Here is a 12,694-nt window from a genome sequence, read left to right as displayed (position 1 = left end):
CTCGCCCCCGCGACAGTATCCGCGCGCATCACGCACGCAGGAGAAGGGGGCGAGCATGTCCGGCCACGGCGACCCGATACCGATGACCTCGCACCCGTCGGGGCCGCTGACGGGCGAAGCTCAGGTCCCGGGCGACAAGTCCATCAGCCACCGTTCGCTGATCCTCGGCGCGCTCGCCGTGGGCGAAACCCGGATCACCGGCCTTCTGGAAGGGCAGGACGTGCTGGACACGGCCCGCGCCATGCGCGCCTTCGGGGCCGAGGTGACGGACCACGGCGGCGGCGCATGGTCGGTGCACGGCGTCGGCGTCGGCGGCTTCGCCGAGCCGGAGGACGTGATTGACTGCGGCAATTCCGGCACCGGCGTGCGCTTGATCATGGGCGCGATGGCGACATCGCCCGTCGTGGCGACCTTCACCGGCGACGCCTCGCTGCGCAAACGCCCGATGGGCCGCGTGACCGACCCGCTGTCGCTGTTCGGCGCGCAGGCGGTCGGCCGCTCCGGCGGGCGGCTGCCGATGACGGTGGTGGGCGCGGTGGACCCGGTGCCGGTGCGCTACGAGGTGCCGGTCCCCTCGGCGCAGGTCAAATCGGCGGTGCTGCTCGCCGGCCTCAACGCCCCCGGCCAGACGGTCGTGATCGAGCGCGAGGCGACGCGCGACCATACCGAGCGGATGCTGGTCGGCTTCGGCGCGGACCTCAGCACCGAGGACACGGCGCAGGGCCGCGTCATCACCCTGACCGGCCAGCCGGAACTGAAGCCGCAGACCATCGCGGTGCCGCGCGACCCCTCGTCGGCAGCCTTCCCGGTCTGCGCCGCGCTGATCGTGCCTGGCTCGGACGTGCTGGTGCCGAACATCGGCCTGAACCCGACGCGCGCGGGCCTGTTCGAGACGCTGCGCGAAATGGGTGCCGACCTGACCTTCGAGAACGAGCGCGAGGAGGGCGGCGAACCGGTCGCCGACCTGCGCGCCCGCTTCTCGGATGCCATGCAGGGGGTCGAGGTCCCGCCCGAGCGCGCGCCGTCGATGATCGACGAGTACCCGATTCTGTCGGTCGTCGCCGCCTGCGCCACCGGCAAGACGGTGATGCGCGGCGTGAAAGAGCTGCGCGTGAAGGAAAGCGACCGCATCGACGCCATGGCGCGCGGGCTTGAAGCCTGCGGCGTCACGGTCGAGGAGGACGAGGACACATTGATCGTCCACGGCCTGGGCGCGGGGGCGGTGCCGGGCGGCGCGACGTGCGAGGCGCGGCTGGATCACCGTATCGCGATGTCGTTCCTCGTGCTGGGCATGGCGTCGAAGGCGCCGGTCGGTGTGGATGACGCCGGCCCCATCGCCACCTCGTTCCCGGTGTTCGAGCCGCTGATGGCGCAACTCGGCGCGTCGCTGAAGCGCACGGCGTGATTGCGCGACGCGGGCGCGGCGTCTAAGGCTGGATCATGGCATTTACGGTAGCGATCGACGGGCCCGCGGCGTCGGGCAAGGGCACCATCTCCCGCGCGGTGGCTGCGCACTTCGGCTTCGCGCATCTGGACACCGGGCTGCTCTACCGCGCGGTGGGGCGGCGAACGATGGACGGGGTGGAGCCGATCGAGGCCGCGCGCACCCTCACGCGCGAGGATCTGGCCCGCGACGACCTGCGCACGGGTCCGGTGGGGCAGGCCGCCAGCCGCGTCGCGTCGATCCCCGAGGTGCGCGAGGCGCTGCTGGATTTCCAGCGCGCCTTCTCGCGCCGCGATGGCGGTGCGGTTCTGGACGGGCGCGACATCGGCACGGTCATCTGCCCGGATGCCGAGGTGAAGATCTTCGTCACCGCGAGCGACGCGGTCCGGGCCGAGCGGCGGTACCTCGAGCTGCGCGAGGCTGGCCACGAGGTCACGCTGGACGAGACGCTCGCGGACCTCAAGGCGCGAGACCGGCGCGACGAGGAACGCGCACATGCGCCGATGACGGCGGCCAACGACGCGGTGCTGCTGGACACCACCGAAATGAGCATCGATGAAGCCGTCGCCCGCGCCGTCGCGCTGGTCCAGGAAAAGCAGGCCGGCTGAGCCCTCAGGCCATGGAACTCGGCGGCGCCGGAGGCAAGGTCTTCGCGATCGTCGTGATCTCCATCGACAGCTCGAGCAGCACCGCCGTCCGTGCCGGCAGGTCGAGTTCCGCAAGCTCGTAGGCGCGGCTTTGGATCAGGCGGGCGGCCTTTTCCAGCGCAGCGCGGGGCCGGTCCTGTGGTCCAAATTCGGCAAGTTCGGCCGTGAGTGCGTCAAGATCACGGGCAAGCCGGCGGCTGTCGAAGTCGGGAGGAAGCATGGTCGAATTGATCACGGTTGTCGGAAGGCGGTTCGGGGCATGCTGCGGCAAGCGCGGGGAAAGCGCCATGCACGCGATCGCGCCCGTCACGTAACGGCAGCCCCGGTCGCCACGCCCTTGATCGCCGCGGTCGTCCGGTCCGTTGCGTCCAGCTTGTCGAAGATTCCCCGGATCCGGCTGTCGATCGTGTGCGGCGACAGCGACAGGATACTCGCGATCGCCCCGTTGCTCTTGCCGCGCGCCATCAGGCCGAGGATCTGCTTTTCCCGCGGGGTCATTCGCGCGACGTGCGACACCCCGTCCGGCACGAGCCTGCAATAGGTCAGGTGGGCCAGTTGCGCCACCGCCGTCAGCGCCGCCTCGGTCTCGGGCTCCAGCTCTTCGTGCACGTCGCCGAACCCAAAGTTGAACAGCCCGCTGCGCAGCTGCGGCCCGAAGCTGACGATGGACACGCCGTCGCCCAGCTGCGCCTTCTGGCGGGCCGAGAGGAAGGCGCGTTCGGCCAGCGAGTTGCCCACGCCGGGGTCGAGGTCTCGCCACCGGATCGGTCTCATCTCGATGGTCGCCATCTCGAAGATCGGGTCCATCACGTGAAGGGATTCCGCGACGTACCGCTCGTTCCAGTGCCGCGGTCCGTTGACCGACCAGACCAGCCGGGCGCGGTCCTTGTGATCGGTGGTCGCCGGGTTGTCGAAGTGCAGGTAACTGACCGAGTCGATCTCGTAGGCCGAAATCACGGTCTCTACGCATTCGCGCAGATCCTGAACCAGCTCGGTCTCGGGTACGCGGATGACGAAATCTCGCAGGATCTCGGCCCGCTCGCTCGGAATCGGGAACTCGTTCATGAACGGAAGGTACGGCGCACGCGCCGGCCGGCAAGGGGCTTGCGATGAATCGCTGCCTTCCATATATGCACGACTTGTCGAAGCGGCGGTTACAGTCGTGAAAGAAGAATTCGGGCAGGGTCGGTCTTAGCCGGCCCTGATTTGCTTTCGCGGTCTCGACAGCCTGACCAGACCAACCCGTTGAAAGACCGGCGGAGACAACCGCCAGGCCAGAAAAATACGCCAAGGAAACGAAACGTATATGTCCGCTAACGCATCCATGGAGGAATTCGAAGCCCTCCTTAACGAAAGCTTCGAAATCGACACGCCGAACGAAGGCTCGGTGGTCAAGGGCAAGGTCATCGCCGTCGAGGCGGGCCAAGCCATCATCGACGTCGGCTACAAGATGGAAGGCCGCGTCGATCTCAAGGAATTCGCCAGCCCCGGCGAGCAGCCCGACATCCACCCCGGCGACGAGGTTGAGGTTTACCTCCGCCAGGTCGAGAACGCCCGTGGCGAAGCCGTCATCAGCCGTGAGATGGCCCGCCGCGAAGAGGCGTGGGACCGGCTCGAGAAGGCCTATGCCGACGAAAACCGCGTCGAGGGCGCGATCTTCGGCCGCGTCAAGGGTGGCTTCACCGTCGATCTCGGCGGCGCCGTGGCGTTCCTGCCCGGTTCGCAGGTCGACGTGCGCCCCGTGCGCGATGCGGGCCCGCTCATGGGTCTCAAGCAGCCGTTCCAGATCCTCAAGATGGATCGCCGCCGTGGCAACATCGTCGTGTCGCGCCGCGCCATCCTGGAAGAGAGCCGCGCCGAGCAGCGCGCCGAGGTCATCGCCAAGCTGAACGAAGGCGACGCGGTCGACGGCGTGGTCAAGAACATCACCGAGTACGGCGCGTTCGTCGATCTCGGCGGCGTCGACGGCCTGCTGCACGTCACCGACATGGCCTGGCGCCGTGTGAACCACCCCTCCGAGATCCTGTCGATCGGCGAGACCGTGAAGGTCCAGGTCATCAAGATCAACAAGGAGACCCACCGCATCAGCCTAGGCATGAAGCAGCTCCAGGACGATCCGTGGGATACGGTCGAGGCGAAATTCCCGATTGCTACGGTCCACACCGGCCGCGTGACCAACATCACCGACTACGGCGCGTTCGTCGAGCTGGAGCCGGGCGTCGAGGGCCTGGTGCACGTTTCGGAAATGTCGTGGACCAAGAAGAACGTCCACCCGGGCAAGATCGTCTCCACTTCGCAAGAGGTCGAGGTCATGGTGCTCGAGATCGACACCGCCAAGCGCCGCGTGTCGCTGGGTCTCAAGCAGACCATGCGCAACCCGTGGGAGCAGTTCGCCGAGACGCACCCCGAGGGCACCGTCGTCGAGGGCGAGGTCAAGAACATCACCGAGTTCGGTCTGTTCATCGGCCTCGAGAACGACATCGACGGCATGGTTCACCTCTCCGACCTCAGCTGGGACCAGCGGGGCGAGGACGCGATCCAGAACTACCGCAAGGGCGACGTCGTCAAGGCTGTCGTGCTGGAAACCGACGTCGAGAAGGAGCGTATCTCGCTCTCCGTCAAGGCGCTGGACGACAGCTTCACCGAAGCGGTGGGCGGCGTGAAGCGCGGCTCGATCATCACCGTGACCGTCACGGCGATCGAGGACGGCGGGATCGAGGTGGAGTACGAGGGCGCCAAGTCCTTCATCCGCCGTTCGGACCTGTCGCGCGATCGTTCGGAACAGCGCCCCGAGCGCTTCCAGGTCGGTGACAAGGTCGACGTCCGCGTCACCAACGTCGACCAGAAGACCCGCCGCCTGGGCCTGTCGATCAAGGCGCGCGAGATCGCCGAAGAGAAGGAAGCCGTCGAACAGTACGGTTCTTCCGACTCGGGTGCATCGCTGGGCGACATCCTTGGCGCCGCGCTGAAGGGCGACAAGTAAGCCTCTCGCGCCCACGGCGCGTTGAAATCGGGCCCCGCGGCTTCGGCCGCGGGGCATTTTCGTGCCTGGACCGCAGAATCCGCGACCACCGTGGCCGGGCGAGGCGGGTCCGGCGCCTCGGCATTTTCATCGGCGGATCAGCGCCTTGGCCGCATATTTCCGCGAAGACGGCGCGGTGGCGTGTTCCACGGCGGCATGAAACCCTCTATAGTCGCGCCCGGCGAGGGCCGCGCGCATCGGCCCGCGACATGAGCCAGAGGGTGGAGCGCATGATCCGGTCAGAACTGATCCAGAAGATCGCCGATGAGAATCCCCACCTTTATCAGCGCGACGTCGAGCGCATTGTGAACACGATTTTCGAAGAGATCATCTCGGCCATGGCGCGCGGCGACCGGGTCGAGCTGCGGGGCTTCGGCGCCTTCTCGGTCAAGAAGCGCGACGCGCGCACCGGGCGCAATCCGCGCACCGGCGAGTCGGTCCATGTCGAAGAAAAACACGTGCCGTTCTTCAAGACCGGCAAGCTGCTGCGTGACCGACTGAACGAAAAACAGGACGCCAAATGATCCGCTACCTCCGCTATGCCTTCCTGGCCCTTCTCGCCATCTGCCTGATCACGGTGGCGCTGGCGAACCGCGCGCCCGTCACGCTGCGCGTGCTGCCGGCCGACATGGCGGGCTTCCTTGGCTGGTCGTGGGAGCTGACGCTGCCGCTGTTCCTGGTGATCTTCCTCGGCATCCTGGCGGGTCTGCTGATTGGCTTCGTGTGGGAGTGGTTTCGCGAACACAAGCACCGCGCGCAGGCCCGGCGCGAGCGGCGCGAGAAGGAAAAGCTGGCGCAGGAGGTCACGCGCCTCAAGACGCCGGCGCCGGGGCGGCAGGACGACGTGCTCGCGCTCCTTGAGGATGGCAGCACGCCGCGCTAACTGGGTGGCATGGCCTCCGACATCCGCGTCAAACTCTGCGGGCTGACCGAAAGCTCCGACATCCCGGCGGCTATGCTCGCCGGGGCAAATTACGTGGGCTTCGTGTTCTTCCCGAAATCGCCCCGCAACCTCGACATCCACGACGCTGCCTTCATGGCCCGCTCGGTGCCCGAGGGGATCTGCAAGGTCGGCCTGACCGTCAACGCCGACGACGCGACGCTCGAAGCGATTCTCGACAAGGTGCCGCTGGACATGCTCCAGCTTCACGGGACCGAAACGCCCATGCGCGTGGCCGAGGTCAGCGCGAAGTTCGGCCTGCCGGTGATGAAGGCGGTGGGCATCGCGGACGAGGGCGACCTGCCCAAGCTCGACGAATATGCGCGGGTGGCCGACCAAATCCTCGTCGACGCCAAGCCCCCGAAGGACGCCGATCTGCCCGGCGGCAACGGCCTGTCCTTCGACTGGCGCCTGATCGCGAACCGGCGCTGGCCGGTGCCGTGGATGCTGGCCGGCGGCCTGACGCCCGACAACGTGGCCGAGGCGGTGCGGCTGACCGGCGCACGGCAGGTGGACGTCTCGTCTGGCGTCGAGAGCGCGCCGGGCGTAAAGGACGGGGATAAGATGACAGCGTTCTGCCGCGCGGCCCGGGCCTGAGCCTGCGCGCGGCGTGGGGGAGACAGACCATGCCCGAAGATCTCATCAACAGCTTCATGACCGGCCCGGACGAAAACGGCCGCTTCGGCGATTTCGGCGGGCGCTTCGTCTCCGAGACGTTGATGCCGCTGATCCTCGAGCTTGAGGAGCAGTACGAGCACGCCAAGACGGACCAGAGCTTCTGGGACGAGATGCACGATCTCTGGACCCACTATGTCGGCCGGCCCTCGCCGCTCTACTTCGCCGAACGCCTGACCGAGCATCTCGGCGGGGCGAAGATCTATCTCAAGCGGGACGAGCTGAACCATACCGGCGCGCACAAGATCAACAACGTGCTGGGCCAGATCCTGCTGGCCCGCCGCATGGGCAAGGAACGCATCATCGCCGAGACGGGCGCGGGCCAGCACGGCGTGGCCACCGCCACCGTCTGCGCGAAGTTCGGGCTGAAATGCGTGGTCTACATGGGCGCGCACGACGTCGAGCGGCAGGCGCCCAACGTCTTCCGCATGCGTCTGCTGGGGGCCGAGGTGATTCCGGTGACCTCCGGACGCGGCACGCTGAAGGACGCGATGAACGACGCGCTGCGCGACTGGGTGACCAACGTGCGCGACACGTTCTACTGCATCGGCACCGTGGCCGGTCCGCACCCGTACCCGGCGATGGTCCGCGACTTCCAGTCGATCATCGGGAAAGAGGCGAAAGAGCAGATGCAGGCCGCCGAGGGTCGCCTGCCCGACACCATCATTGCCGCGATCGGCGGCGGCTCGAACGCCATGGGCCTGTTCTATCCCTTCCTCGACGACAAGGGCGTCCACATCATTGGCGTCGAAGCCGGCGGCAAGGGCGTGAATGACAAGATGGAGCACTGCGCCTCGCTCACCGGCGGGCGTCCGGGCGTGCTGCACGGCAACCGCACCTACCTTCTGCAGGACGACGACGGGCAGATCCTCGAAGGCTTCTCGATCTCGGCCGGGCTCGACTACCCGGGCATCGGGCCCGAGCATGCCTGGCTGCACGACATCGGCCGGGCCGAGTACGTGTCGATCACCGACAAGGAGGCGCTCGAGGCGTTCCAGTTGTGCTGCGCGCAGGAGGGCATCATCCCCGCGCTCGAGCCGTCCCACGCGCTGGCCCACGTCATGAAGATCGCGCCGGACCTGCCGAAGGATCACATCATCTGCATGAACATGTGCGGACGGGGCGACAAGGATATCTTCACCGTCGCCCGCGCCCTCGGCTTCGACATGGGCGACCACTGACGGGCTGACCGCAAGCTGTAGGAATCGTAAGGGCGCGGTACAATCCGCGCCCTTCGTCTTTCAAGACGCGCCACGCGCCGCGCGCCTCCGCCGCCGGACGCGTCGGTCCACACTGGAAAAGCACGGCCTTATCCGCAGCCACAGGCACAAGGCAGCTGCGCCCCCAGGGACGCCGTGTGCAGGATCCACCGGGGCCGGGCGCTTCGCTCCTCCGCGTCCGACTTCAGCGGGGGGCGCCGTCGGCGGAATACTCCTGCAGCAACTCCAGCGGCACGATCTCGAGCGCGCGGCGGTGGGTGGCGCCAAGGTGCACCTCGGGCGCGACACCCTCGTGGTGGGCCTGCAGGAAGCGCGCCGCGCACAGGCACCAACGGTCCCCCGCCTTCAGGCCGGGGAAGTGGAACTCGGGCCGCGGGGTCGACAGGTCATTGCCCAGGTACTTCGAATAGGCCAGGAACTCGTCCGTCATCACCGCGCAGACGGTGTGGCTGCCGGTATCCTGCTCGCAGGTGTTGCAGTGGCCGTCGCGGAAGAAGCCGGTGACGGGTGCGGTCGAACAGGGGGCGAGCGGCTCGCCCAGCACGTTGATCTCGGGGTCTTTCTGCATGTCGCCCTCCTTGGCCGCGAAGATGGAGTGGAGAACGGCCGCGGCAAGCCGCTCAGCGGAAGCGGTCGACCAGCCTCTGGAGCGGCGAACGCGCATCCTCAGGCTCCGGCTCGGCAGTCGGTTCGGCCTTGGCCTTGGCCGCTGGCTTCTCCTCAGCGGCCTCGCCGCCTTTTGTCCCGCCCGAGGACCGGGCCGGCGCCACGCGCAGCGATACCGCGTTCTGGAAACGCCCCGCGTCGCCCTCGGCCAGCGCGGGCGCGCCGTCGCCGATGCCGCGCAGCAGGTCGTCCAGCCACTCCTCGTCCGCCTTGGCGAAGTCCTTGAGCACATAGCCCGGCACCGCTTCCTTGCGGCCCGGATGGCCCACGCCCAGCCGCACGCGCTGGTAATCCGGCCCGAGATGCTGGTGGATGGAGCGCAGGCCGTTGTGGCCCGCATGCCCGCCGCCGCTTTTCACCCGGCACTTGGCCGGGGTTAGGTCGATCTCGTCGTGGAACACCGTCACGTCTGCGGGGTCGAGCTTGTAGAAACGCATCGCCTCGCCCACCGATTGGCCCGACAGGTTCATGAAGGTCTCGGGCTTGAGCAGCACGACCTTCTCCGATCCCAGCCGCCCCTCGGTCACCTGGCCCTGGAACTTCCTCCGCCAGGCGGGGAAGTGGTGGTCCGATGCGATCTGGTCCACGGCCATGAAGCCGATGTTGTGGCGGTTGCGGGCGTATTTCGGGCCGGGATTGCCGAGGCCGACGAAAAGGCGCATGGGGCGTGCTCCGGTTGCATCCGCGCCGTTGATGCCCCAGCCTTCGCGCGAATGCAAACACGGGGCCTATGGAGGGCGCGATGTATCTGACGATGAACCGGTTCAAGGTGAAGCTCGGGGAAGAGGCGACCTTCGAGGAGGTCTGGGCCAACCGCGACAGCCAGCTCAAGGACGTGCCCGGCTTCCTGGAGTTTCACCTGATGAAGGGGCCCGAGGCCGAGGGCTACCGCCTCTATGCCTCGCACACGACCTGGGTGAGCGAGCAGGCCTTCACCGACTGGACCAGGTCCGAGGCGTTCCGAAAGGCCCATGCCGGCGCCGGGGGGCACAAGGACATCTATCTCGGGCCGCCCGAGCTGGAAATCTTCGAGAGCGTCCAGCGGGTGACCCGCGGCTGATCCCGGGCAAGCCGTCCTGACCCGTCCGCGTGCTGGTGAGCGTCGGTGGGGGCCGCCTGCCCCCACACCCCCGGGGATATTTCGAGACCGAAGAAGGGGTAGGGCGCGCGGGGGCGGAGACGAGACGCGGCCCGTCGGCGACGCTCCGGAACCGAAGCTGGAGCAGGGGCGCGCGGGCCGGAAACGAAAAACGCGGGGCCGAGGGCCCCGCGTTCGCATGTGCAGCCGATGTGGCGGAGGATCAGTCCTCGCTGACCTCGGTCGCTGGGACCTCGTCGGCCGCGGCTTCCTCGCCCTCGTCCTCGTCCTTCTGGGAGGCGAGGCCGGACGGCGCCGTGATGTTGGCGATCACGAAGTCGCGGTCGATCGTCGGACGGGTGCCCGAGGGCAGCTCGACCTGCGAGATCGTCAGCGTGTCGTTGATCTCCATGCCGGCCACCGACGCGACGATCTTCTCCGGGATATCGCCGGCGGTGCAGCGCAGCTCGACTTCCGGGCGGACCATGGTCAGCACGCCGCCGCGCTTGAGGCCGGGAGCCTCTTCCTCGCCCACGATCTCGACGGGAATGAAGAGGCTGACGCGGCTGGTGCGGCGCAGGCGCATGAAATCGACATGGGTCGGCAGGTCCTTGACCACGTCGCGCTGCACGTTGCGGCAGATCACGCGAACGTCGTCCTCGCCCTCAACCTTGAGGTTGAACAGCGTCGACAGGAAGCGGCCCTTCCGGAGGCGCTTGATCAGCTCGTTGAAGGGGAGGTTGATCGGCAGCGGGTCGGTGCCCCCGCCATAGACGATCCCGGGGACGAGCCCCTCACGGCGTGCCTGACGGGCGGCCCCCTTGCCTGTCCCCGTCCTCACCGTGGCCTGGATGTCAGGAATTTCACCAGCCATGGTCTCTCTACTCCTTGAGAATGGTGGGCGGCCTCCAAGGGTGTCCGCCCATGAACGCGCGCGTATAGGGCAGATCGCGGGGAAAGGGAAGGGGGTCGTTGTCCGGCCGGGCGGGGCGCGGCTCAGTCGCGCGGGAGCAGCCAGAGGCGGGAGTAGGGGCCCAGGTGCATCAGCTCGTGCGGGAAGCTGATGGTTTCGCCGGTGATGACCTCTTCGTAGGTGCGGCCCGAGTCGAGGCCGACGGCGTGGGTGCCGAGTTCGTGCCACTCTTCGGTGAAGTTGAAGATCGCCGTCAGCGGCTTGTCGTCGGCGGGGCGGCGGACGGCGAAGATCGCGGGATGCCCGGTGTCGAGGATGTCGGAGGGCACGCGGCTGGAGAGCTGCGGGGTGGCCTTGCGGCGCTCCAGCAGGTGCCGGGTGCCGCGCCAGATCCATCCGACGTAGTCGTCCGAGGCGGGTGCGGCGGCGGCCTTGTCCCAGTCCATCCGGGGGCGCTGCATCCAGCGGCCGTCACCGGCGAGGTCGAGGTCTTCGAGATACGAGTGGTCGTTCAGCAGGCCAAGTTCGTCGCCCATGTAAAGAAGCGGCATTCCCCCGAAAGAGGCGATCAGCGCGTGGCCCAGCAGGATGCGGTTCACGGCGAGGTCGATCTTTTCGGGGTCCTCCGACCAGATCGCGGCCTCGAGCCCGGCGAGCGAGGCGAAGGTGCCGTTGGTGCGGCGGTCGCCGGTGGCCTCGTTTACCTGGAAATCCTCGCCCCGGCCGAAGCTGTCGGGGTGCGTGCCGTTGTAGAAGTCGGCGAGAAAGCGGCGGTGGCCCGGCCCCGTCATCGGCGGGAAGAGGGCGGCGTCGTCCTCGGTGATGGCCCAGCCGATGTCGTCGTGGCAGCGGATATAGGTCGCCCAGGTCGCGTCGCGGAACGAGCCGGGGAAGTGGTGCGACAGCACGTGCGTCATCAGCCGGGTGTCGCGGCTAGCCAGCGACGACCAGAACTGCACCATCAGGTTGTTGTGGTACGCGAAGTTCGATTCGCGGCCCGTGTGCCGGCCCTGGCCCAGGTAGGTGACCAGCTCGGCCGGTCCCACGATCGCCTCGGCCTTGTGGATCAGCGCGGCGGCGGCGACCGAGGTGGCCTGGTTGATCGCCTGAAGGATGTCGTGGACCTCGGGGAGGTTCTGGCAGACGGTGCCGAGCCGTTTCCACATGAAGGCCACGGCGTCGAGCCGCATGACCTCGGCCCCCTTGTTGGCGAGGTCGAGGATCACGCCGAGGATGGCCAGGAAGACCTCGGGGTTCTCCCAGTTCAGGTCCCACTGGAACTCGTTGAACGTGGTCCACACCCATTTGCCCATGTCGGGGTAGTAGGTGAAGTTGCCGGGGGCCTGGTTCGGGAAGACCTCGAGCAGGGTTTCCTCGAATTGCCGGGGAATCGTGTCGTCGTCGTAGAGGCGATAGAAGGCCTGGTAGTACGCGTCGCCCGCCCGCGCCTTCACGGCCCAGTCGTGTTCCTTGGCCGTGTGGTTCAGCACCATGTCGATGCAGGTCGAGATGCCCGAGGCGCGCATCTCGCGCGTGACCATCTCGAAGTCGCGCATGGAGCCGAGGCGGGGGTCGATCTCGGTATAGTCCTGCACGGCGTAGCCGCCGTCGCTGTCGCCGGGGCGGGGCTTCAGGCAGGGCATGAAGTGGGCATAGGTGACGCCGAGCTCGCGCAGGTAGGGGATGTGTTGCGGCACGTCCTTCAGCCGCCCGGCGAAGCGGTCAACGTAGAAGACGTAGCCGACCATCTCCTGGCTCAGGAACCACGTCGGGTTCAGGTCGCGGGCGAGGTCGAGGGCGCGCAGGTCCTTGGGCCGCGCCTCCCACTTCTCCCACAATAGCGTGCGCAAGCGGGTCTTGAGGGTGCCGATGTCGATGACGTTGCCGTAGAGGCGCTCGAGCGGCTCCATCAGGTCACGCTCGGCGCGCAGCCAGCGCATTTCGAACAGGTCGTCGTCGTGGACCGAGGCGGCGCGTCGGCGGCGCGCCGGGCTGGGGGTCTTTGCGGTCTTGGCGCTCTTGGCGGCGGCTCGGGCCATGTCTCACCTGTGGGTCGGGTTGGTCCCGAGACTTAAGCCCTGCCGCCGGT

General features: G+C 67.7%; 14 protein-coding genes. 8 read left to right on the top strand and 6 right to left on the bottom strand.

Going from position 1 to position 12,694, the window contains the following annotated elements:
* Nucleotides 1-55 precede the first annotated feature (55 nt).
* Both aroA and BM162_RS01285 read left to right on the top strand, forming a co-directional pair.
* Nucleotides 56-1,405: a 3-phosphoshikimate 1-carboxyvinyltransferase gene (gene aroA / locus BM162_RS01290; protein ID WP_093416631.1), complete on the top strand. Its 1,350-nt coding sequence runs from the start codon at nt 56-58 to the stop codon at nt 1,403-1,405.
* 35 nt (nt 1,406-1,440) lie between these two features.
* A complete protein-coding gene (locus BM162_RS01285; protein WP_093416629.1) occupies nt 1,441-2,052 on the top strand; it encodes a (d)CMP kinase in 612 nt (203 codons plus the stop codon).
* 4 nt (nt 2,053-2,056) lie between these two features.
* On the opposite strand, the gene BM162_RS01280 is transcribed toward BM162_RS01285, so the two are convergent.
* Together BM162_RS01280 and BM162_RS01275 are read right to left on the bottom strand one after the other, a co-directional pair.
* The gene (locus BM162_RS01280; protein ID WP_093416626.1) at nt 2,057-2,401 is read right to left on the bottom strand and encodes a hypothetical protein; all 345 of its coding nucleotides are present in this window, start codon (nt 2,399-2,401) and stop codon (nt 2,057-2,059) included.
* Nucleotides 2,398-3,156 carry a helix-turn-helix transcriptional regulator gene (locus BM162_RS01275; protein ID WP_177215002.1) on the bottom strand — a complete coding sequence of 253 codons (759 nt, stop codon included), beginning with the start codon at nt 3,154-3,156 and terminating at the stop codon, nt 2,398-2,400. The genes BM162_RS01280 and BM162_RS01275 overlap by 4 nt, the downstream gene beginning before the upstream one ends.
* A gap of 217 nt (nt 3,157-3,373) precedes the next feature.
* On the opposite strand from BM162_RS01275, the gene rpsA reads away from it, so the two are divergent.
* From rpsA to trpB, 5 genes are all read left to right on the top strand, one after another.
* Complete coding sequence (gene rpsA / locus BM162_RS01270; RefSeq protein ID WP_281243766.1) at nt 3,374-5,074, top strand: 30S ribosomal protein S1; 1,701 nt, start codon at nt 3,374-3,376, stop codon at nt 5,072-5,074.
* A gap of 269 nt (nt 5,075-5,343) precedes the next feature.
* Nucleotides 5,344-5,637 (top strand): integration host factor subunit beta, encoded by a 294-nt coding sequence (ihfB, locus tag BM162_RS01265; RefSeq protein ID WP_093417748.1) that lies wholly within the window; start codon nt 5,344-5,346, stop codon nt 5,635-5,637.
* Nucleotides 5,634-5,996: a lipopolysaccharide assembly protein LapA domain-containing protein gene (locus BM162_RS01260; protein ID WP_342741130.1), complete on the top strand. Its 363-nt coding sequence runs from the start codon at nt 5,634-5,636 to the stop codon at nt 5,994-5,996. The genes ihfB and BM162_RS01260 overlap by 4 nt, the downstream gene beginning before the upstream one ends.
* A 9-nt stretch (nt 5,997-6,005) precedes the next feature.
* Nucleotides 6,006-6,650, top strand: coding sequence for a phosphoribosylanthranilate isomerase (locus BM162_RS01255; RefSeq protein WP_093416619.1), 645 nt, complete (start codon nt 6,006-6,008; stop codon nt 6,648-6,650).
* 29 nt (nt 6,651-6,679) lie between these two features.
* Nucleotides 6,680-7,909, top strand: coding sequence for a tryptophan synthase subunit beta (trpB, locus tag BM162_RS01250; protein WP_093416616.1), 1,230 nt, complete (start codon nt 6,680-6,682; stop codon nt 7,907-7,909).
* 223 nt (nt 7,910-8,132) lie between these two features.
* Here trpB and BM162_RS01245 read toward each other — a convergent pair whose 3' ends face one another.
* The gene (locus BM162_RS01245; protein WP_093417743.1) at nt 8,133-8,516 is read right to left on the bottom strand and encodes a DUF2237 family protein; all 384 of its coding nucleotides are present in this window, start codon (nt 8,514-8,516) and stop codon (nt 8,133-8,135) included.
* 52 nt (nt 8,517-8,568) lie between these two features.
* Complete coding sequence (gene pth, locus BM162_RS01240) at nt 8,569-9,276, bottom strand: aminoacyl-tRNA hydrolase (protein ID WP_093416614.1); 708 nt, start codon at nt 9,274-9,276, stop codon at nt 8,569-8,571.
* A gap of 80 nt (nt 9,277-9,356) precedes the next feature.
* On the opposite strand from pth, the gene hmuQ reads away from it, so the two are divergent.
* On the top strand, nt 9,357-9,674 hold the full coding sequence (gene hmuQ, locus BM162_RS01235; RefSeq protein WP_093417741.1) for a heme-degrading protein HmuQ: 318 nt from the start codon (nt 9,357-9,359) through the stop codon (nt 9,672-9,674).
* A gap of 241 nt (nt 9,675-9,915) precedes the next feature.
* On the opposite strand, the gene BM162_RS01230 is transcribed toward hmuQ, so the two are convergent.
* Nucleotides 9,916-10,566, bottom strand: coding sequence for a 50S ribosomal protein L25/general stress protein Ctc (locus tag BM162_RS01230; protein WP_093416611.1), 651 nt, complete (start codon nt 10,564-10,566; stop codon nt 9,916-9,918).
* Between the two features lie 122 nt (nt 10,567-10,688).
* Nucleotides 10,689-12,644 carry an alpha-amylase family protein gene (locus BM162_RS01225; protein WP_093416609.1) on the bottom strand — a complete coding sequence of 652 codons (1,956 nt, stop codon included), beginning with the start codon at nt 12,642-12,644 and terminating at the stop codon, nt 10,689-10,691.
* Nucleotides 12,645-12,694: the final 50 nt, after the last annotated feature.

The sequence above is a fragment of the Tranquillimonas alkanivorans genome, from assembly GCF_900115595.1.
In the GTDB taxonomy this organism is placed as follows: domain Bacteria; phylum Pseudomonadota; class Alphaproteobacteria; order Rhodobacterales; family Rhodobacteraceae; genus Tranquillimonas; species Tranquillimonas alkanivorans.
Note: the sequence above shows the minus strand (reverse complement) of the source record. Positions and strands in the feature narration are given on the sequence as shown.

Excerpts from the sequence above, each read along its gene's own strand:
- aroA (WP_093416631.1), top strand. The coding sequence starts at position 56 with ATGTCCGGCCACGGCGACCCGATACCGATGACCTCGCACCCGTCGGGG.
- BM162_RS01285 (WP_093416629.1), top strand. The coding sequence starts at position 1,441 with ATGGCATTTACGGTAGCGATCGACGGGCCCGCGGCGTCGGGCAAGGGC.
- BM162_RS01275 (WP_177215002.1), bottom strand. The coding sequence starts at position 3,156 with ATGAACGAGTTCCCGATTCCGAGCGAGCGGGCCGAGATCCTGCGAGAT.
- ihfB (WP_093417748.1), top strand. The coding sequence starts at position 5,344 with ATGATCCGGTCAGAACTGATCCAGAAGATCGCCGATGAGAATCCCCAC.
- BM162_RS01260 (WP_342741130.1), top strand. The coding sequence starts at position 5,634 with ATGATCCGCTACCTCCGCTATGCCTTCCTGGCCCTTCTCGCCATCTGC.
- BM162_RS01255 (WP_093416619.1), top strand. The coding sequence starts at position 6,006 with ATGGCCTCCGACATCCGCGTCAAACTCTGCGGGCTGACCGAAAGCTCC.
- trpB (WP_093416616.1), top strand. The coding sequence starts at position 6,680 with ATGCCCGAAGATCTCATCAACAGCTTCATGACCGGCCCGGACGAAAAC.
- BM162_RS01245 (WP_093417743.1), bottom strand. The coding sequence starts at position 8,516 with ATGCAGAAAGACCCCGAGATCAACGTGCTGGGCGAGCCGCTCGCCCCC.
- pth (WP_093416614.1), bottom strand. The coding sequence starts at position 9,276 with ATGCGCCTTTTCGTCGGCCTCGGCAATCCCGGCCCGAAATACGCCCGC.
- hmuQ (WP_093417741.1), top strand. The coding sequence starts at position 9,357 with ATGTATCTGACGATGAACCGGTTCAAGGTGAAGCTCGGGGAAGAGGCG.
- BM162_RS01230 (WP_093416611.1), bottom strand. The coding sequence starts at position 10,566 with ATGGCTGGTGAAATTCCTGACATCCAGGCCACGGTGAGGACGGGGACA.
- BM162_RS01225 (WP_093416609.1), bottom strand. The coding sequence starts at position 12,644 with ATGGCCCGAGCCGCCGCCAAGAGCGCCAAGACCGCAAAGACCCCCAGC.